16 protein-coding genes are annotated in these 17554 nt (G+C 72.4%); 12 read left to right on the top strand and 4 right to left on the bottom strand.

The genetic code is table 11. From position 1 onward, the window contains the following. Nucleotides 1–8 precede the first annotated feature (8 nt). The 9 genes from meaB to BJZ21_RS04685 all read left to right on the top strand — a co-directional run bounded on the left by meaB (nucleotide 9) and on the right by BJZ21_RS04685 (nucleotide 10579). Nucleotides 9–1010, top strand: coding sequence for a methylmalonyl Co-A mutase-associated GTPase MeaB (meaB, locus tag BJZ21_RS04645; protein WP_179662680.1), 1002 nt, complete (start codon nucleotides 9–11; stop codon nucleotides 1008–1010). Nucleotides 1011–1156: 146 nt separating this feature from the next. Continuing rightward, nucleotides 1157–2209 carry a ScyD/ScyE family protein gene (locus tag BJZ21_RS04650; protein ID WP_179662681.1) on the top strand — a complete coding sequence of 351 codons (1053 nt, stop codon included), beginning with the start codon at nucleotides 1157–1159 and terminating at the stop codon, nucleotides 2207–2209. Between the two features lie 60 nt (nucleotides 2210–2269). Further along, a complete protein-coding gene (locus tag BJZ21_RS04655; RefSeq protein WP_179662682.1) occupies nucleotides 2270–3472 on the top strand; it encodes an amidohydrolase in 1203 nt (400 codons plus the stop codon). Nucleotides 3473–3601: 129 nt separating this feature from the next. Continuing rightward, nucleotides 3602–4684, top strand: coding sequence for a BMP family ABC transporter substrate-binding protein (locus BJZ21_RS04660; RefSeq protein WP_179662683.1), 1083 nt, complete (start codon nucleotides 3602–3604; stop codon nucleotides 4682–4684). 123 nt (nucleotides 4685–4807) lie between these two features. Beyond that, complete coding sequence (locus BJZ21_RS04665) at nucleotides 4808–6334, top strand: ABC transporter ATP-binding protein (protein ID WP_179662684.1); 1527 nt, start codon at nucleotides 4808–4810, stop codon at nucleotides 6332–6334. Then, on the top strand, nucleotides 6331–7539 hold the full coding sequence (locus BJZ21_RS04670) for an ABC transporter permease (RefSeq protein WP_179662685.1): 1209 nt from the start codon (nucleotides 6331–6333) through the stop codon (nucleotides 7537–7539). The genes BJZ21_RS04665 and BJZ21_RS04670 overlap by 4 nt, the downstream gene beginning before the upstream one ends. Then, nucleotides 7536–8831: an ABC transporter permease gene (locus tag BJZ21_RS04675; protein WP_179662686.1), complete on the top strand. Its 1296-nt coding sequence runs from the start codon at nucleotides 7536–7538 to the stop codon at nucleotides 8829–8831. The genes BJZ21_RS04670 and BJZ21_RS04675 overlap by 4 nt, the downstream gene beginning before the upstream one ends. Before the next feature lie 3 nt (nucleotides 8832–8834). Beyond that, nucleotides 8835–9245 carry a cytidine deaminase gene (locus BJZ21_RS04680; protein WP_179662687.1) on the top strand — a complete coding sequence of 137 codons (411 nt, stop codon included), beginning with the start codon at nucleotides 8835–8837 and terminating at the stop codon, nucleotides 9243–9245. 47 nt (nucleotides 9246–9292) lie between these two features. After that, nucleotides 9293–10579: a thymidine phosphorylase gene (locus tag BJZ21_RS04685; protein ID WP_179662688.1), complete on the top strand. Its 1287-nt coding sequence runs from the start codon at nucleotides 9293–9295 to the stop codon at nucleotides 10577–10579. A gap of 10 nt (nucleotides 10580–10589) precedes the next feature. Here the strand turns inward: BJZ21_RS04685 and BJZ21_RS04690 are convergent, their stop codons facing one another. Then, on the bottom strand, nucleotides 10590–11042 hold the full coding sequence (locus BJZ21_RS04690) for a MaoC family dehydratase (RefSeq protein ID WP_179662689.1): 453 nt from the start codon (nucleotides 11040–11042) through the stop codon (nucleotides 10590–10592). A 55-nt stretch (nucleotides 11043–11097) separates the two neighbouring features. On the opposite strand from BJZ21_RS04690, the gene BJZ21_RS04695 reads away from it, so the two are divergent. Beyond that, nucleotides 11098–12192 (top strand): adenosine deaminase, encoded by a 1095-nt coding sequence (locus BJZ21_RS04695; RefSeq protein ID WP_179662690.1) that lies wholly within the window; start codon nucleotides 11098–11100, stop codon nucleotides 12190–12192. Here BJZ21_RS04695 and BJZ21_RS04700 read toward each other — a convergent pair. Further along, on the bottom strand, nucleotides 12161–12778 hold the full coding sequence (locus tag BJZ21_RS04700; protein WP_179662691.1) for an ATP-binding protein: 618 nt from the start codon (nucleotides 12776–12778) through the stop codon (nucleotides 12161–12163). The genes BJZ21_RS04695 and BJZ21_RS04700 overlap by 32 nt on opposite strands. Before the next feature lie 83 nt (nucleotides 12779–12861). On the opposite strand from BJZ21_RS04700, the gene BJZ21_RS20790 reads away from it, so the two are divergent. Together BJZ21_RS20790 and BJZ21_RS04710 are read left to right on the top strand one after the other, a co-directional pair. Further along, nucleotides 12862–14112 (top strand): YncE family protein, encoded by a 1251-nt coding sequence (locus BJZ21_RS20790; RefSeq protein WP_218851302.1) that lies wholly within the window; start codon nucleotides 12862–12864, stop codon nucleotides 14110–14112. Continuing rightward, the gene (locus BJZ21_RS04710; RefSeq protein WP_179662692.1) at nucleotides 14109–15134 is read left to right on the top strand and encodes a Kelch repeat-containing protein; all 1026 of its coding nucleotides are present in this window, start codon (nucleotides 14109–14111) and stop codon (nucleotides 15132–15134) included. The genes BJZ21_RS20790 and BJZ21_RS04710 overlap by 4 nt, the downstream gene beginning before the upstream one ends. A 108-nt stretch (nucleotides 15135–15242) precedes the next feature. Here BJZ21_RS04710 and BJZ21_RS04715 read toward each other — a convergent pair whose 3' ends face one another. Continuing rightward, on the bottom strand, nucleotides 15243–16121 hold the full coding sequence (locus BJZ21_RS04715; protein WP_179662693.1) for an aldehyde dehydrogenase family protein: 879 nt from the start codon (nucleotides 16119–16121) through the stop codon (nucleotides 15243–15245). After that, the gene (locus tag BJZ21_RS04720; protein WP_179662694.1) at nucleotides 16121–17554 is read right to left on the bottom strand and encodes an aldehyde dehydrogenase family protein; all 1434 of its coding nucleotides are present in this window, start codon (nucleotides 17552–17554) and stop codon (nucleotides 16121–16123) included. Before BJZ21_RS04720 ends, BJZ21_RS04715 begins: the two co-directional genes overlap by 1 nt.

Below are 17554 nucleotides of genomic sequence, written 5' to 3' on the forward strand. Positions count from 1 at the left end.
GGGCGAGCGTGCCGGCCCGACCGGTCGACCTCGACGCGCTCGTCGACGGGGTCCGTGCCCAGCAGCGGGCCGCGGTCTCCCGCGCGATCACGCTCGTGGAGTCCTCGCGCCCGGCCCACCGCGGCCAGGCCCGGGAGCTGCTGGCCCGGCTCAGCGACCCCGAGGTGACCGGGGCCCGCGCCCCGGTGGTGCGGGTGGGCATCTCTGGCGTCCCCGGCGTCGGGAAGTCGACGTTCATCGAGGCGCTCGGCACCCGGCTGACCGCGGCCGGCCACCGCGTGGGCGTGCTGGCCGTCGACCCGAGCTCGGTGCGCACCGGCGGGTCGGTGCTCGGCGACAAGACCCGGATGGCCCGGCTCGCGCACGACCCGGCCGCCTACATCCGGCCCTCGCCGTCCGCCGGCACCCTCGGCGGCGTCGCCCGGGCCACTGTCCAGGCGATGGCGGTCCTCGAGGCCGCGGCGTACGACGTGGTCCTGGTCGAGACCGTGGGCGTGGGCCAGTCCGAGGTGACCGTGGCCGGCATGGTGGACACGTTCCTGTTCCTCACCCTGGCCCGCACCGGCGACCAGCTGCAGGGGATCAAGAAGGGCATCCTGGAGATCGCCGACGTCATCGCGGTCAACAAGGCCGACGGCGACCGTGAGGGCGAGGCCCGGTCCGCGGCCCGCGAGCTCGCCGGCGCGCTGCGCATGGTCCGGGGCAAGGGGGAGTGGGCCCCGCCGGTGGTGACCTGCTCGGCGCTGGCGGACGTGGGCGTCGACGAGGTGTGGGCGCGGGTGCTGGCGCACCGCGAGCACCTCGGGGGGCAGGGACTGGTCGACAAGCGGGCCGCCCAGCAGCTGGACTTCGTGTGGGCGCTGGTGCGCGACGAGCTGGCCGAGCGGTTGCGGCGCTCCCCGGGGGTCGCCGCCCTGCGCGCGGAGGTGCGCCGCGCCGTGCTGGCCGGTGAGCTGCCGGCCACGACCGCCGCCGACCGGATCATCGCGGCGTACGACGCCGACCGCTGACGGGGCGCCGGCACTTCCCTGATCCCGGGTAAAGAACCGGTGTCCCGGCCCGGCCCGTCGCCCGCCCGGCGAGGATCCGGAGTATTCGGATCGGTTGGGAGGACCCTCTGATGAACCACATGACCCGTTTGACCAGCGTCCTAGCAGTGGCATCCCTGGCCGCGGCGGGCGTCGGGGCGACGACCGGCAGCGCGTCGGGCGAGGTGGCGGCGCGGGGCGTGCTCGCCCGGGGCCTGGTCAGCCCGCTCACCGCGGGCGTGGCCGACAACGGCACCGCCTACGTCTCGGAGAACTTCGCCGGGCTCCTGGTCAAGATCCGCCCCGGCCACAAGCCCCGGCCGGTCTTCCAGGCGAAGAAGGGCGTCGAGGTGGGCGGGGTGACCGTCGATCCCGGCACCGTGACCTTCAGTCTCACGTTCGGCTCCGGGCAGGAGGCGCCGGTCAAGCGCAGCCTGGTCATGCACCTGAGCCACGGCAAGGCCACGAGGTTCGCCAACACCGGCGCCTTCGAGCGCAACAACAACCCCGACGCGGGGGTGACCTACGGGTTCCGGCACCTGAACAAGCGCTGCCTGGCCAAGGTCCCCAAGCGGGTCCCGGCGCGCTACTCCGGGATCGTCGACAGCCACCCCTACAGCACGGCCACGACCGGCGGCACGACCTACGTCGGGGACGCCGCGGGCAACGACATCCTGCGCGTCAACGGCAACGGGCACATCCGCCTGGTCAGCGTGCTGCCGCCGGTGCCGCTGCGGGTCACCAAGCACCGGGCGAAGGCCAACGGGATGCCCGCCTGCGCGGTCGGCCACCGGTACTGGTTCGAGCCGGTGCCGACCGACGTGGAGGTCGCCCCGTCCGGCGGGCTCGTGGTGACGACGCTGACCGGTGCGACCGAGGCGCCCGGCTTCGGTGGACAGTCGCGCGTCTACCGGGTCGACCCCGCCACCGGACGGGCGAGCCTGGTGACGAGGGGCCTCGCCGGAGCGGTGGGCCTGGCCATCACCACGGGCGGCGACTACCTGGTCTCCCAGCTGTTCGGCAACGAGCTGTCGCGGGTGGACGCGAGCACCGGCGGGGTGAGCCACGTCCGCAACGTGAGCCAGCCGGCTGCGGTCGAGCGGGTCGGCGGGAAGGTCTACGTCACGTCCCGGGTCCTGGCCAAGAAGCCGATGGGCAGGCTGCTGCGCTTCCCGGGCTGACCGGGGGAGCGGCGGAGGCTGACCGGCGGGCACCGGGACGCAGGGACTAACCTCGTCCCGATGCCCGCCGACGCCTCCCTGGACCCAGCCGCCGCCCTCATCGACTCCGCCGTCGCCACCAGCGACGCCGAGCTGGTGGAGCTGCGCCGAGACCTGCACGCGCATCCCGAGCTGTCCTGGGCGGAGTCCAGGACCAGTGACCTCGTCGCCGCCCGGGTCGAGAAGGCGGGCTGGCGGGTGACCCGGCTGCCGCAGTCGGGCCTACTGGCCGACCTCGGCGAGGGCGACCCCCTGGTCGCGCTGCGCGCCGACCTCGACGCGCTCCCGGTGCAGGACGCGACGACCGACCCGTGGACCAGCACGGTCCCCGGCGTCGCCCACGCCTGTGGCCACGACGTGCACACCTCCGCGCTCGTGGGCGCCGCCCTCGCGCTGGCCGAGGTGCACGAGCAGGGCCTGCTGCCCGGCCGGGTGCGGCTGCTCTTCCAGCCGGCCGAGGAGGTGATGCCGGGTGGGGCGCTGCACCTGGTGGAGCTCGGCGCGCTGGAGGAGGTACGCCGGGTCTTCGCGCTGCACTGCGACCCGGGCGTCGACCTGGGCCAGGTCGGCCTGCGCCCGGGACCGTTGACCAGCGCCGCCGACCGCCTCGAGGTCCGGCTGGAGGGCACCGGCGGCCACACCTCGCGCCCGCACCTGACCGGCGACCTGACCTTCGCGCTGGCCAAGGTCACCACCGAGCTGCCCGCGATGCTCTCCCGGCGGCTCGACCCGCGCTCGGGGGTGAGCCTGGTCTGGGGCATCGTCAACGCCGGCGCCGCGGCCAACGTGATCCCCGACCGGGGCCTGGCCGCCGGCACGGTCCGCATCCTCGACGCGGTGGCCTGGGCCGACTGCGAGACGCTCGTGAGCGAGCTGGTCCACGACATCGTCCGGCCCTACGGCGTCGAGGCGCACGTGATCTACCAGCAGGGCGTGCCGCCGGTGGTCAACGACCCGGTCTCGCACCGGGTGCTGGCCGGCGCCGTCCAGCGCGCCCTGGGCGACCCGGGTCGGGCGACCGCCCACCAGAGCCTCGGGGGTGAGGACTTCGGGTGGCTGCTGGACCGGGTCCCCGGCGCCATGGGCCGGCTCGGCACCCGCACCCCCGGCGGTCCGAGCTACGACCTGCACCAGGGCAACCTGCGCGTCGACGAGCGCGCCACCGGCGTCGGCGCCCGGGTCCTGGCCAATGCTGCTGTCGGCGCGTTGGTCACCGACAGATAACGACAGATAACAAACCCGGTCTTTGTGGGCCGGTTGCCCACACGGGATCCCTTCCGCGGTCTAGGGTGACCCGGCGTGCGCACATCCGGTTGGCGCACGGGACCAGTGGAAAACCTTCAGGAGGGCGCCGTGAAGAAGACGGCACGCACCGCAGCGGTGGTTGGCATCGCTGCCCTTGTTCTTGCCGGTTGTGGCGGCCGTCCGTCGGACACCAAGGCCAGCTCCAACGAGACCCCGTCGTCCCCGGCGAGCAGCTCCGCCCCGGCGGAGAGCCACCCCGACTTCAAGGCGTGCGAGGTCTCCGACTCCGGCGGCTTCGACGACAAGTCGTTCAACCAGACCTCGCTCAAGGGCCTGACCGACGCCAAGACCGACCTCGGCGTGCAGACCGCGCAGGTCGAGTCCAACTCCGACTCCGAGTACGCCGACAACATCGACGCGCTGGTCAAGCAGGGCTGCAACTCCATCACCACGGTGGGCTTCCTGCTCGGCGACGCGACCCTGGCGGCCGCGAAGAAGAACCCGAAGATCGACTTCTCGATCGTGGACTTCGCCTACGACAAGGCGCCCAAGAACCTCAAGGGCCTCACCTTCAACACCGCCGAGCCCTCCTACCTGGCCGGCTACCTCGCCGCGGCCGAGTCGAAGTCCGGCATCGTCGGCACCTTCGGCGGCCTGAACATCCCGACGGTCTCCATCTTCATGGAGGGCTTCCGCCAGGGCGTCGAGAAGTACAACACCGACAACAACGCCAACGTCAAGCTGCTGGGTTGGAACGGCAAGGACGGCTCCTTCCTCAACACCTTCGACGACAAGTCCAAGGGCCAGTCGGTGGCCGAGGGCATGATCCAGCAGGGCGCCGACGTCATCTTCCCGGTCGCCGGTCCCGCCGGCCTGGGTGGCCTGCAGGCCGCCAAGGACAAGGGCGTCAAGGCGATCTGGGTCGACACCGACGGCTGCGTCTCGGCCTCGGAGTACTGCGACGTGCTGCTGACCTCGGTCATGAAGGGCATGGACGTCGCGGTCGAGCAGTCCATCAAGGACGCGGTGGACGGCACCTTCACCAACGAGCCGTTCGTCGGCACCCTCGCCAACGGCGGGGTCGGGCTCGCGCCGTACCACGACGCCGACTCCGACATCAGCCAGGACGTCAAGGACAAGATCGACGAGCTCAAGCAGCAGATCATCGACGGGTCGATCAAGGTCGGCTGACCTCTCACCGATCGACACAGCGCGAGGCCGGGTCGGGTTACCGACCCGGCCCCGTGCGTTCTAGGCTCTTCGGGTTCCGCTCGTCGTCGCACGGGCCGGAGGCCGCACGTTCAAAGGAGAACGATGAAGCTGGAGATCCGGGGGCTGACGAAGAGGTTCGGGTCCTTCACCGCGAACGACCAGATCGACCTCACGATCGAGCCGGGCGAGATCCACTGCCTCCTCGGGGAGAACGGCGCGGGCAAGTCCACGCTGATGAACATGCTCTACGGCCTGCTCGAGCCGACCGAGGGCGAGATCCTCGTCGACGGCGAGCCGGTCAGGTTCGGCTCCCCGGGGGACGCGATCGCCGCCGGCATCGGCATGGTGCACCAGCACTTCATGCTGGTGCCGGTCTTCACCGTCGCCGAGAACGTCATGCTCGGCCGCGAGCAGACCCGCGGCCTGGGCTTCCTCAACCGCGCCGCCGCCGCGAACCTGGTGCGCGAGCTGTCCTCGACCTACAAGCTGGCCGTCGACCCGGACGTGCTGGTCGAGCAGATCCCGGTCGGCGTGCAGCAGCGGGTGGAGATCATCAAGGCCCTGGCCAACCACGCCAAGGTGCTGATCCTCGACGAGCCGACCGCGGTGCTCACGCCGCAGGAGATCGACGAGCTGATGGCCATCATGCGCGAGCTGAAGAACCAGGGCACCTCGATCATCTTCATCACCCACAAGCTGCGCGAGGTCAAGGCGATCGGCGACCGGATCAGCGTGATCCGCCGCGGCAAGGTCGTCGGCACCGCCGAGCCCACCACCAGCGAGACCGAGCTCGCCGAGATGATGGTCGGTCGTTCGGTGAAGCTCGTGGTGGACAAGGCGCCCGCGAAGGCCGGCGAGCCGGTGCTCGAGGTCAAGGACGTCACGGTCATCGACCAGCGCGGCGTGCAGGTCGTCAAGGACGTGTCGTTCGAGGCCCGCGCCGGCGAGGTGCTCGGCATCGCGGGCGTCCAGGGCAACGGCCAGACCGAGCTGATCAAGAGCCTGCTCGGCCTGGTCCGGCCGGACGCCGGCAGCATCACGATCGACGGCAAGGACCTCCGCAAGCACGGCCCGCGGGAGAGCCTCGCCGAGGGCATCGGCTACATCCCCGAGGACCGCTCGCACGACGGCTACGTCGGCGCGTTCAGCGTCCGGGAGAACCTGGTGCTCGACCTCTACCGCAACTCCGAGTACTCCAAGGGCCTCGCGCTGCGCCTCGACGCGCTGGAGCAGAACGCCGCGCACCGGATCGAGGAGTTCGACATCCGCACCGAGTCGATGGAGACCCCGGTCGCCTCGCTCTCCGGCGGCAACCAGCAGAAGGTCGTCGTGGCCCGGGAGTTCTCCCGCCCGCTGAAGCTGCTGATCGCCTCGCAGCCGACGCGAGGCGTGGACGTGGGCTCGATCGAGTTCATCCACAAGCGGATCATCGCCGAGCGGGACAAAGGGGTCGCGGTGGTCATCGTCTCCACCGAGCTCGACGAGATCTTCGCGCTCGCGGACCGCATCGCCGTCATGTACGACGGCCGGATCGTGGGCACCGTGTCTCCCGACATCGCCCGCGAGGACATCGGACTGATGATGGCCGGCGCCCACGGCCCGGCCGCGACAGCAGAGGCGACGGCATGAGCACGGACATCGAGACCGAGAAGCCGACGCCGGAGCCGGCGCCGGAGGAGGGGGCCCCCGCCCGCCGGTCGCTCGCGGCGGCCGACTGGATCCCGTCGGTCAAGACCACCGTGGCCGCGATCCTCATCGCGCTGGTGATCGGCGCGATCCTGATCGCGTTCTCCACGCGCAGCGTCATCGAGACGCTGCCCTACTTCTTCTCCTACCCCTGGGACTTCTTCTCCGAGGCCGCGCACGCGATCGGCACGTCCTACTGGGCGCTGATCACCGGCTCGGTGGGCTCGTGGCACGCGATCGCGACCACGCTGGTCCGCGCGGCGCCGCTGATCTGCGCCGGCCTGGGCGTCACCCTGGCGTTCCGCGCCGGCCTGTTCAACATCGGTGCCCAGGGCCAGCTGGTCCTCGGCGCGCTGGCCTGCGGCTACGTCGGCTTCTCCTGGGACCTGCCCCCGGGGCTGCACCTGCTGGTGGCGCTCGTGGCCGGCATCCTCGGCGGCGCGCTCTGGGGCGGCGTGGCCGGCTTCCTCAAGGCCCGCACCGGCGCCCACGAGGTCATCACCACGATCATGATGAACTACCTCGCCGCGGCGCTGCTGATCTACTGCCTCGGCAAGGACGCCTTCCAGCGGCCAGGCAGCGACAACACCCAGTCGCCCCCGGTCGCGGACTCCGCGACCTTCCCGCAGGTCGGCAACCTGCACCTGGGCGTGATCGTCGCCTTCCTGGCGGCCGTGTTGGTCTGGTGGATCCTCAACCGGTCCACGCTGGGCTTCGAGATGCGCGCGGTCGGTGCGAACGCCGACGCCTCGCGCACCGCGGGCATGAACGTCCCGGTCGTCTACACGACGGCCATGGTGGTCGCCGGTGGCCTGGCCGGGCTGGCCGCGACCATGGGCATCCTGGGGCACCACGACTCGCTGAGCCCGACGATGGCCGGCAGCATCGGGTTCGACGCGATCACCGTGGCGCTGCTGGGCCGGGCGACGCCGCTGGGCACCGTGCTGGCCGGGCTGCTGTTCGGCGCGCTGAGCGTCGGCGGCGTGGCGATGCAGGCGAGCGCCGCGAGCACCCCCAAGGAGCTCACCGAGGTGCTGCAGGCCCTCATCGTGCTCTTCGTCGCCGCCCCGGCGCTGGTGCAGGGGATGCTGCGGATGCGGGCGACCGACGAGAACAAGACCGTGATGGCGAAGGGATGGGGCGGATGAGCGCCGCAGTGGCGAGCGACGTCGAGCAGGTGGGCGTCGCACAGGTCCGGGACCGGGCCGACGTGCACCGGCAGGTCAAGCTGGTCGTGGTCTTCGCGATCGTGGCGGTGCTGCTGCTGTGGTTCGCGCTCGACATCAAGGACCCGACGGTCAAGTACATCACCGGCGAGCGGGTCACCGCCGACGACCTCGGCACCGAGATCAACGGCCTGCGGATCGTCTGGATCTGCTTCGCGCTCGCGGTGCTCGCCCTGGGGGCGGCCGCGGCCAACCGGGTCCGCCGGGGGATCGTCGGCACCCTCGTCTCGATGGTCGTCGGCATCGCGTTCTTCGTCGGGTTCATCGTCTGGTCCTACGCCGACCAGACCACGCTGGTGATCGCCAACCCGCTGCCCGGCACGGTCAAGCTCGCCACCCCGCTGGTCTTCGGTGCGCTGGCCGGCTGCCTGTGCGAGCGGGCCGGGGTCATCAACATCGCGATCGAGGGCCAGTTCCTCACCGGGGCGTTCCTCGCCTCGGTGTTCTCCAGCGCGTTCTACAGCGCCGAGATGGGCCTGGTCGGCGGCATCCTCGCCGGCGTGGCGATCGCCGCGCTGCTGGCGGTCTTCGCGATGCGCTACCACGTCAACCAGGTCGTGCTCGGCGTCGTGCTGATCGCGCTCGCCACCGGCCTGACCAGCTTCCTGCTCAGCCAGATCCCCGACGACCCGAGCATCAAGCAGTACCTCAACGATCCGCTCATCCTCGCGCCGATCGCGATCCCCGGGCTGGCCGACATCCCGGTGATCGGGCCCACGCTGTTCAACCAGACGCTGCTGTCCTACCTGATGTACGCCTCGGTCGTGGTCGTGACCGTGCTGCTCTTCCAGACCAAGTGGGGGCTGCGGGTCCGCTCGGTCGGGGAGCACCCGATGGCCGCCGACACTGTCGGCATCAAGGTGAACCGGATCCGCTGGCAGGCCGTGCTGCTGGGCGGCGTGTTCGCCGGGCTCGGCGGCGCCTGGTTCACCGTCGGCTCGACCGGCTCCTTCGACCAGGACGCGTCCGCGGGCAACGGCTTCATCGCGCTGGCCGCGGTGATCATGGGCCGCTGGCACCCGGTCTGGGCGTCGCTGTCGGCGGTGTTCTTCGGCTTCATGTGGACCCTGCAGAGCCAGCTCGCCTTCCTCGGCAAGATCCCGCCGGAGCTGCTGCGCGCCTCGCCCTACCTGGCCACGATCATCGCGGTCGCCGGTTTCGTCGGCCGGGTCCGCCCGCCGGCCGCCGACGGCGAGCCCTACGTGAAGAGCTGACGGATGGTCCAGGAGTCCCGACCGGTCGAGGTCGACTGGGAGTCGTTGAGGGCGGCCGCGGTCGAGGTGGCCGGGCGCGCCTACGCGCCGTACAGCAACTACCACGTGGGCGCCGCCGCCCTCGCCGACGACGGCCGCCTGCTGGTGGGCTGCAACGTCGAGAACGCGGCGTACGGCGTGGTCCTGTGCGCCGAGTGCGGGCTGGTGTCCCAGCTGCACGCCACCGGCGGCGGCCGGCTGACCCACTTCCTCTGCGTCAACGGCGACGGCGAGCTGATCATGCCGTGCGGCCGCTGCCGCCAGCTGCTCTTCGAGCAGGGCGGCGAGGAGCTGCAGCTGATGACGCCGCGCGGGCTGCGCACGATGGCCGAGGTGCTGCCCCAGGCCTTCGGCCCCGACGACCTCCTCCACTGAACCACCGCCCGGGCCACCTCCCGGGCACCCACGCAGGAAGGACTGCCATGGCGCAGCACGACGCCGTCGAGGTCATCTCGGCCAAGCGCGACAAGGCCGAGCTCAGCGACAGCCAGATCGACTGGGTGATCGACGCCTACACCCGGGGGGCGGTCGACGACGCGCAGATGTCCGCGCTCGCGATGGCGATCCTGCTCAACGGGATGGACCGGCGGGAGATCTCCCGCTGGACCGCCGCGATGATCGCCTCGGGGGAGCGGATGGACTTCTCCCGGCTCTCGCGGCGCACCGCCGACAAGCACTCCACCGGCGGCGTGGGGGACAAGATCACCCTGCCGCTGGCGCCGCTGGTCGCCGCCTGCGGCGTCGCCGTGCCGCAGCTCTCCGGCCGGGGCCTGGGCCACACCGGTGGCACGCTCGACAAGCTGGAGTCGATCCCGGGCTGGCGGGCCGCGCTGTCCAACGAGGAGATGATGGCGCAGCTGGAGAAGGTCGGTGCGGTGATCTGCGCGGCCGGCGACGGGCTGGCGCCGGCGGACAAGAAGCTCTACGCGCTGCGCGACGTCACCGGCACCGTGGAGGCGATCCCGCTGATCGCGTCCTCGATCATGTCGAAGAAGATCGCCGAGGGCACCGGCTCGCTGGTGCTCGACGTCAAGGTCGGCACCGGCGCGTTCATGAAGCACGTCGACGACGCCCGTGAGCTGGCCGAGACCATGGTGGGACTCGGTCAGGACGCCGGCGTCCACACCGTCGCGCTGCTCACCGACATGTCGACCCCGCTGGGCCGGAGCGCCGGCAACGCCGTGGAGGTCGCCGAGTCGGTCGAGGTGCTCGCGGGCGGGGGCCCCGCCGACGTGGTCGAGCTGACGCTGGCGCTGGCCCGGGAGATGCTGGCCGGCGCGGGCGTCACCGATGTCGACCCCGCCGACAGGCTCGCCGACGGCTCCGCGATGGACGTGTGGCGGCAGATGGTCCGCGCCCAGGACGGGGACCCGGAGGCGCCGCTGCCGCGGGCCCGCGAGACCCACGTCGTCGACGCGCCGGCCTCCGGCACCCTGACCCGGCTCGACGCCATGGCGGTCGGCCTGGCCTCGTGGCGCCTCGGTGCCGGGCGGGCCCGGGCCGGCGAGGCGGTCCAGGCCGGCGCCGGCGTGGTCTGGCACGCGCGTCCCGGCGACGCGGTCACCGCCGGGCAGCCGCTGTTCAGCCTGCACACCGACGACCCGGAGCGGTTCGAGCGGGCGTTGGCCTCGCTCGAGGGCGGCTACGACATCGCGGCGGACGCGGCGTCGTACCAGCCCGAGCCCCTGGTGATCGACCGCATCAGCTGAGGCCGGGACCCTAGGGCAGCAGCAGCACCAGGAACTCCGCGACCAGGGCCGGCCTGGCCCCGCCCTCGATCTCGACCACGTAGCTCATCGTGACCTGCTTGCCCGCGGGCACGTCGGTCACGGCGGTGAAGGTGCAGGTGGCCCGCAGCCGCGAGCCGACCGGCACCGGCGCGGGGAAGCGCACCTTGTTCAGCCCGTAGTTGAGCTTCGCGCCGGGCGTCTCCAGCTGGAAGATCTGGCTGCCGAAGAGCGGCAGCAGCGACAGCGTCAGGTAGCCGTGGGCGATGGTGCCGCCGAACGGCCCCGCCTTCGCGCGCTCCACGTCGACGTGGATCCACTGGAAGTCGTCGGTGGCCTCCGCGAACCTGTTCACCCGCTCCTGGTCGATCGTGACCCAGTCGCTGGTGCCGATCTCCTCGCCGGCCGCGGCCGCGACCTCGTCCAGCGTGGTGAAGACGCGCATGGGGGCTCCTCGTGTCCGCCTCGGGAGGGGGGTGTCTGGTGGTTGGATGGCGGGCATGACCGCCGCCTCACCGGAACCTACCGTCCCCACCCGCGACCAGGTGCTGCGGGCGCCGAAGGTGCTGCTGCACGACCACCTGGACGGCGGGCTGCGGCCCGCCACCATCCTCGAGCTGGCCGCCGAGATCGGCCACGAGCTCCCGGCCGGGGACGCCGACTCGCTGGCCCGCTGGTTCGCCGAGTCCGCCGACTCGGGCTCGCTGGTGCGCTACCTGGAGACCTTCGACCACACGGTCGCGGTCATGCAGACGGCCCCCGCCATCGCCCGGGTGGCCCGGGAGTGCGTCGAGGACCTCGCCGCCGACGGGGTCGTGTACGCCGAGATCCGCTACGCCCCCGAGCAGCACGTGTCGCAGGGCCTGAGCCTCGACGAGGTCGTGGCCGCCGTCCAGGAGGGCTTCGAGGCCGGCATGGCCGCGGCCGGGGGCCGGATCGTGGTGCGCCAGCTGCTCACCGCGATGCGCCACCAGGCCCGCTCGATGGAGATCGCCGAGCTGGCCGTCGCGTGGCGCGACCGCGGGGTCGCCGGGTTCGACATCGCGGGTGCCGAGGCGGGCTTCCCGCCCACCCGCCACCTCGACGCGTTCGAGTACCTCCAGCGCGAGAACTTCCACTTCACCATCCACGCCGGCGAGGCGTTCGGCCTGCCGTCGATCTGGCAGGCGATCCAGTGGTGCGGCGCCGACCGGCTCGGCCACGGCGTGCGGATCATCGACGACGTCAAGGTCGCCGAGGACGGGTCGGTCGAGCTGGGCCGGCTCGCGGCGTACGTCCGCGACAAGCGCATCCCGCTGGAGATGTGCCCCGCCTCCAACGTGCAGACCGGCGCGGCCACCTCGATCGCCGAGCACCCGATCGGGCTGCTCACCCGGCTGCGCTTCCGGGTCACGGTCAACACCGACAACCGGCTGATGAGCCAGACCTCGATGACCGCGGAGATGTGGTCGCTGGTGCAGGCGTTCGGCTACACGCTCGACGACCTGCGCTGGTTCACGATCAACGCGATGAAGTCGTCGTTCCTGCCGTTCGACGAGCGGCTGGCGATCATCGACGGGGTGATCAAGCCCGGGTACGCCGCGCTGCTGGGCTGAGCCGGCCGATCTCCTCCCGGGCCTGCTCGGGCGTGACGGGGACGCACCCGTGAGCGACCGCGCCGGCGACGACCCGGCGCTGGTCGCGCATCAGCGCGAGCCCCCGGCGCACCAGCACCAGGGGCGGCTTGCGGCGCTCGCGCAGGTCGCGGGTCAGCCGCCGCCAGAACGTCACCAGCGGGTGCTGGCGGACGCAGTACGCCGCCGCCAGCAGCGCCGCCTCCCTCGCGGGCTGCACGACGTGCTGGGCGAAGATCCCCTCGGCCACGAACAGCGCGTGCTCGCCGAGCTCGAGCGTGCTCCACCCGCAGCGGCCGTCCCGGGAGATCTCGTAGACCGGCACCTCCGCCCGCCCCTCCCGGCAGAGCCGCTCGACGGCCGCCAGCGCGTCCTGGGGCAGCCAGGAGTCCGGGTGGTCCCAGTCGACCAGGCCGGCGTTGGCGCCCTCGGTGAGCCGGGGGAGGGTGGGGTCGTCGCCGTTCTTGTAGAAGTCGTCGAGCCGGAGCACCGGCAGGCCGAGGCGTTCGGCGAGCCGCGACTTGCCGGCCCCCGAGGGGCCGGCCAGGACGATGACCTGCGCGCGCACCCACCCATTCTGCCGTGTCGCCGCCCCCGGTTTGGCAGCAGGTGCTTGGCTGGTCGGGGCAAGGGCCGTGCGGAGGAGGTCTGGTGGTGCACACGTTGGCCGTTCGCCGGTGGGCCGCCGCCGTCCTTCCCGCCCTCCTGCTGCTGGCCCCCGCGCTCACCGGCTGCACCGGCAGCTCGTCCGGCGATCCCTCCGGCAATCCCTCCGGTGATCCGGCCAGCGGCCCCGCGAGCGCGGCCGGCGACCCGGCCACCACCGGGGCGGCGGCGCCCACGCCGCGGGTGGCGCCGCCGTTCCGGCACCCGATCCCCGGGATGCCGGCGGTGCAGGACGGGGACGTCTACGCCTCGACCAGGACCCCGTCCCAGGAGCGGTCGAGGGTCCGCCACGACCCGGCGTACCTCTACGTCCCGAACTCCTTCGGCGCCCCGATCACCACGGTGATCGACCAGCGCAGCCGCAAGGTCGTCCGGGTGCTGCACACGGGGACGCTGAGCCAGCATGTGACGCCGTCCTACGACCTGCGCACGCTCTACGTCGAGGCGAGCGAGGACAACCGGATCGTCGCACTCGACCCGCGCACCGGCCGGATCACCCACCGCTACCCGGTCGACCGGCCCTACAACCTCTACTTCACCCCCGACGGCCGGCACGCGGTGGTGATGGACGAGGAGCACCAGCGGATCGTGTTCGCCGACCCGCACACGTTCAAGCCCCAGAAGGCGGTCAGCGACCGTTCGTGCAAGGGTCCGAACCACGCGGACTTCTCCGCGAACGGACGGTGGTTCCTGGTCAGCTGCGAGTTCAGCGGGTCGCTGCTGCGCATCTCGACGCTGCGCGAGCGGGTCACCGGCCGGCTCCACCTGCCGGCGGGCGCCAAGCCGCAGGACGTCCGGCTCTCCCCGGACGGGCGCACCTTCTACGTCGCCGACATGGGCCGCAACCTGCTGCTGCGGGTGCCGTGGGACCGGCTGCGCGTGGTCGGCAGCACCCGACTGCCGATGATGCCGCACGGCATCTACCCGAGCCGGGACGGCCGGTTCCTCTACGTCTCGGACCGGATGGCGGGCAAGGTGAGCGTCTTCTCGCTGGCGAAGCGCCGCGTGGTCGACACCTGGCCGATCCCCGGCGGCGGCACGCCGGACATGGGCGGGATCTCCGCGGACGGCCGGACGCTGTGGCTCTCGGGCCGCTACTCCGGCTACGTCTACGGCTGGAACACCCGCACCGGTCGGCTGGTGGCCAAGATCCGGGTCGGGGGCAGCCCGCACGGGCTGCTGGTCTGGCCGCAGCCGGGCCGCTACTCCCTCGGCCACACCGGCAACCTGCGGTGAGGCGGCTGCTCACCCTGCTGGTGGCGCTCCCGGCCCTGGCCGCGAGCGCCTGCTCCGGTGGCACCCCGGCCCCCGCTCCCTCCCCGAGCGCGGCGAGCTCGGCGACGGCGGGCACGACCGCGGGCGCGACGGCGGGCACGCCGGGGCAGCCCCGGCCACCGCGCCACCTGGTGGTGCACACCGTGCGCTGGCGGCTGCCGTACGCCGTGGCCCGCGCCGCCGTGGGGCCCGCCGGGGACGGCCGCTACACCCTCGCCGGGGGGCTCCTGGCCGGCGACAGCTCCACCGACCGGGTGCTCGACCTCGACCCGGCGGCCGGGACGGTCATCCGGGCCGGGCGGCTGCCGGTGCCGGTGCACGACACGGCGGGGGCCCGGCTGGGCGGACAACTGCTCGTGGTCGGGGGTGGCAACGCCAGCGAGCAGGGGACCGTGCAGGTGCGCCACGGCGGCGCGTGGACCGTCGCCGGGCACCTGCCGCAGCCCCGCTCGGACCTCATCGCGGCGACGATCGGCGGCCGGGTGCTCGTGCTCGGCGGCTACGACGGCACCACCACCGCGATGTCGGCGATCCTCGCCAGCGAGGACGGGCGGCACTGGCAGCAGGTGGGACGGCTCCCGCTCCCGGTCCGCTACGCCGCGAGCGTCGTGGACGGCCGGTCGGTCTGGCTGTTCGGCGGCGAGCGTGCCGGCGTCGAGCAGCGCGCCGTCCAGCTGGTCGGCGCGGACGGGCACGCCCGGGTGGTCGCCCGGCTGCCGCACCCGCTCGGCCACGCCGCGGCGGTGCGGCTCGGCGACCGCATCCTCCTCGTGGGCGGTCGGCCGTCGGCCGATCGGGTCACGGCGAGGATGTGGTGGTTCGACCCCTCGAGCCGCCGCTTCACCCCGGCCGGCCGGCTGCCGAGGCCGCTCGCCGACACCGCGGTGCTGACCGACGGGCTGACCGACGGGCTGACCGCCTGGCTGGTCGGCGGCGAGTCGCCGTCGCTCACCGACCGGGTGGTCCGGCTGTCCCTGCGGTAGGGCCTCGGCTGGGGGCGGTCAGCGCGCGGTGCGATAGTCCGTGACGTTTGGGCCCCCTACTGGCCAGTAGGAGGGCCGGAACGTCACGGACTACGCCCAGGGCCCGCGTCAGACGCCGATCGGGTGCCAGACGGTCTTGGTCTCCAGGAACGCCGTCATGGCCGCCAGGCCCGGCTCCAGCGTCCAGTCCGGCTCGGCCGCCGGAGCCCGGCGCACCCGCTTGAGGTTGTCGGCGGCCGCCACCTCGAGGGACGCCGCGAGCGCGGCGTCACCGGCGATGCCGGTGAGGTCGAGGGCGTTGACGTCCATGTGCGAGGCCAGCCAGGGGCCGATCGTCGCCGCGGAGCCGGTCAGGATGTTGACCACGCCGCCGGGGACGTCGGAGGTGGCCAGCACCTCGGAGAACGTCACCGCGGGCAGCGGACGGTCGTAGGAGGAGACCACGACCACCGTGTTGCCGGTGACGATCGCGGGCGCGACCACGCTGACCAGGCCGAGCAGCGAGGACCGCTGCGGCGCCAGCACCGCGACCACGCCGGTCGGCTCGGGGGTGGAGAGGTTGAAGTACGGCCCGGCGACCGGGTTGGCGTTGCCGACGACCTGGGTGATCTTGTCGGCCCAGCCGGCGTACCAGACCAGCCGGTCGATCGCCTCGTCGACGACCTTGTCCGCGCGGCCGGTCGCGAGGCCCTCGGACTGCACGACGGCCTGCACGAACTGCGGGCGACGGTCCTCCATGACCTCCGCGACCCGGTAGAGGATCTGCGCCCGGTTGTAGGCGGTGCGCGCGGACCAGCCGGCGAAAGCCTTGCGGGCGGCGCCGACCGCGTCGCGGGCGTCCTTGCGCGAGGCGAGGGCGGCGTTGGCCACGAACGTCCCCTTCGTGTCGTTCACGACGTAGGAGTGGCCCGACTCCGAGCGGGGGAAGGCGCCACCGATGTAGAGCTTGTAGGTCTTCCTGACGTCGATGCGCGGCGCAGGGCTCATCACTCGGCTCCCTTCAGGTAGGCCCCGAGGCCGTGCCGGCCACCCTCGCGGCCGTAGCCCGACTCCTTGTAGCCACCGAACGGGCTGGTCGGATCGAACTTGTTGAACGTGTTGGCCCAGACCACGCCGGCGCGCAGCGCGTTGGCCATGTGCAGGATGCGCGAGCCCTTGTCGGTCCACACGCCGGCGGAGAGGCCGAACGGCGTGTTGTTGGCCTTCTCGACGGCCTCCGAGGGCGTCCGGAAGGTCAGCACCGACAGCACCGGGCCGAAGATCTCCTCGCGGGCGATCCGGTGCGCCTGGGAGACGCCGGTGAACAGCGTCGGCGGGAACCAGAAGCCGGTGCTCGGCAGCTCGCAGGCCGGCGACCAGCGCTCCGCGCCCTCGTCCTCGCCGATCTGCGAGAGCTCCTTGATCTTGGCCAGCTGCTCGGCGGAGTTGATCGCGCCGATGTCGGTGTTCTTGTCCAGCGGGTCGCCCAGGCGCAGCGTGGACATGCGGCGCTTGAGCCGGGTGAGCACCTCCTCGGCCACCGACTCCTGGACCAGCAGCCGGGAGCCGGCGCAGCACACGTGGCCCTGGTTGAAGAAGATGCCGTTGACGATGCCCTCGATCGCCTGGTCGAGCGGGGCGTCGTCGAAGACGATGTTGGCGGCCTTGCCGCCCAGCTCCAGCGTGACCTTCTTGTCGGTTCCGGCCACCGTGCGGGCGATCGCCTTGCCGACCTCGGTGGAGCCGGTGAACGCGACCTTGTCCACGCCCGGGTGCGCGACCAGGGCCCGGCCGGTGTCGCCGGCGCCGGTCACGATGTTGACCACGCCCGCCGGGAGGTCGGCCTGCTGGCAGATCTCGGCGAACAGCAGTGCGGTCAGCGGGGTGGTCTCGGCCGGCTTGAGCACGACAGTGTTGCCGCATGCCAGGGCGGGGGCGATCTTCCAGGCCAGCATCAGCAGCGGGAAGTTCCAGGGGATCACCTGGCCGGCGACGCCGAGCGGGGTGCTGCCGTAGCCGGCGTACTCCAGCTTGTCGGCCCAGCCGGCGTAGTAGAAGAAGTGCGCGGCGACGGTGGGGATGTCGACGTCGCGGGTCTCCTTGATCGGCTTGCCGTTGTCGAGGGACTCCAGGACGGCGAGCTCGCGGCCGCGCTCCTGGATGATCCGGGCGATCCGGTAGAGGTACTTGGCGCGCTCGCGGCCGGGCATCCGCCCCCAGACCTTGTCGTAGGCCCTGCGGGCGGCGGCGACGGCCTTGTCGACGTCGGCCTCGTCGGCCTCGGCGACCTCGGCGAGGACCTCCTCGGTCGCCGGGCTGATCGACTTGAACGGGGTGCCGTGGCCCTCGACGAACTCGCCGCCGATGAAGAGGCCGTACGACGGCCTGAGGTCGACGATGCCGCGCGACTCGGGCGCGGGGGCGTACTCGAATGCAGTCAT

Source organism: Nocardioides panaciterrulae, from assembly GCF_013409645.1.
GTDB lineage: Bacteria > Actinomycetota > Actinomycetes > Propionibacteriales > Nocardioidaceae > Nocardioides > Nocardioides panaciterrulae.

Coding starts and splice junctions, on each gene's coding strand:
- BJZ21_RS04680 (WP_179662687.1), top strand. CDS start 8,835: ATGGTCCAGGAGTCCCGACCGGTCGAGGTCGACTGGGAGTCGTTGAGG.
- BJZ21_RS04665 (WP_179662684.1), top strand. CDS start 4,808: ATGAAGCTGGAGATCCGGGGGCTGACGAAGAGGTTCGGGTCCTTCACC.
- BJZ21_RS04695 (WP_179662690.1), top strand. CDS start 11,098: ATGACCGCCGCCTCACCGGAACCTACCGTCCCCACCCGCGACCAGGTG.
- BJZ21_RS04685 (WP_179662688.1), top strand. CDS start 9,293: ATGGCGCAGCACGACGCCGTCGAGGTCATCTCGGCCAAGCGCGACAAG.
- BJZ21_RS04690 (WP_179662689.1), bottom strand. CDS start 11,042: ATGCGCGTCTTCACCACGCTGGACGAGGTCGCGGCCGCGGCCGGCGAG.
- BJZ21_RS04715 (WP_179662693.1), bottom strand. CDS start 16,121: ATGAGCCCTGCGCCGCGCATCGACGTCAGGAAGACCTACAAGCTCTAC.
- BJZ21_RS04675 (WP_179662686.1), top strand. CDS start 7,536: ATGAGCGCCGCAGTGGCGAGCGACGTCGAGCAGGTGGGCGTCGCACAG.
- BJZ21_RS04720 (WP_179662694.1), bottom strand. CDS start 17,554: ATGACTGCATTCGAGTACGCCCCCGCGCCCGAGTCGCGCGGCATCGTC.
- BJZ21_RS04655 (WP_179662682.1), top strand. CDS start 2,270: ATGCCCGCCGACGCCTCCCTGGACCCAGCCGCCGCCCTCATCGACTCC.
- BJZ21_RS04670 (WP_179662685.1), top strand. CDS start 6,331: ATGAGCACGGACATCGAGACCGAGAAGCCGACGCCGGAGCCGGCGCCG.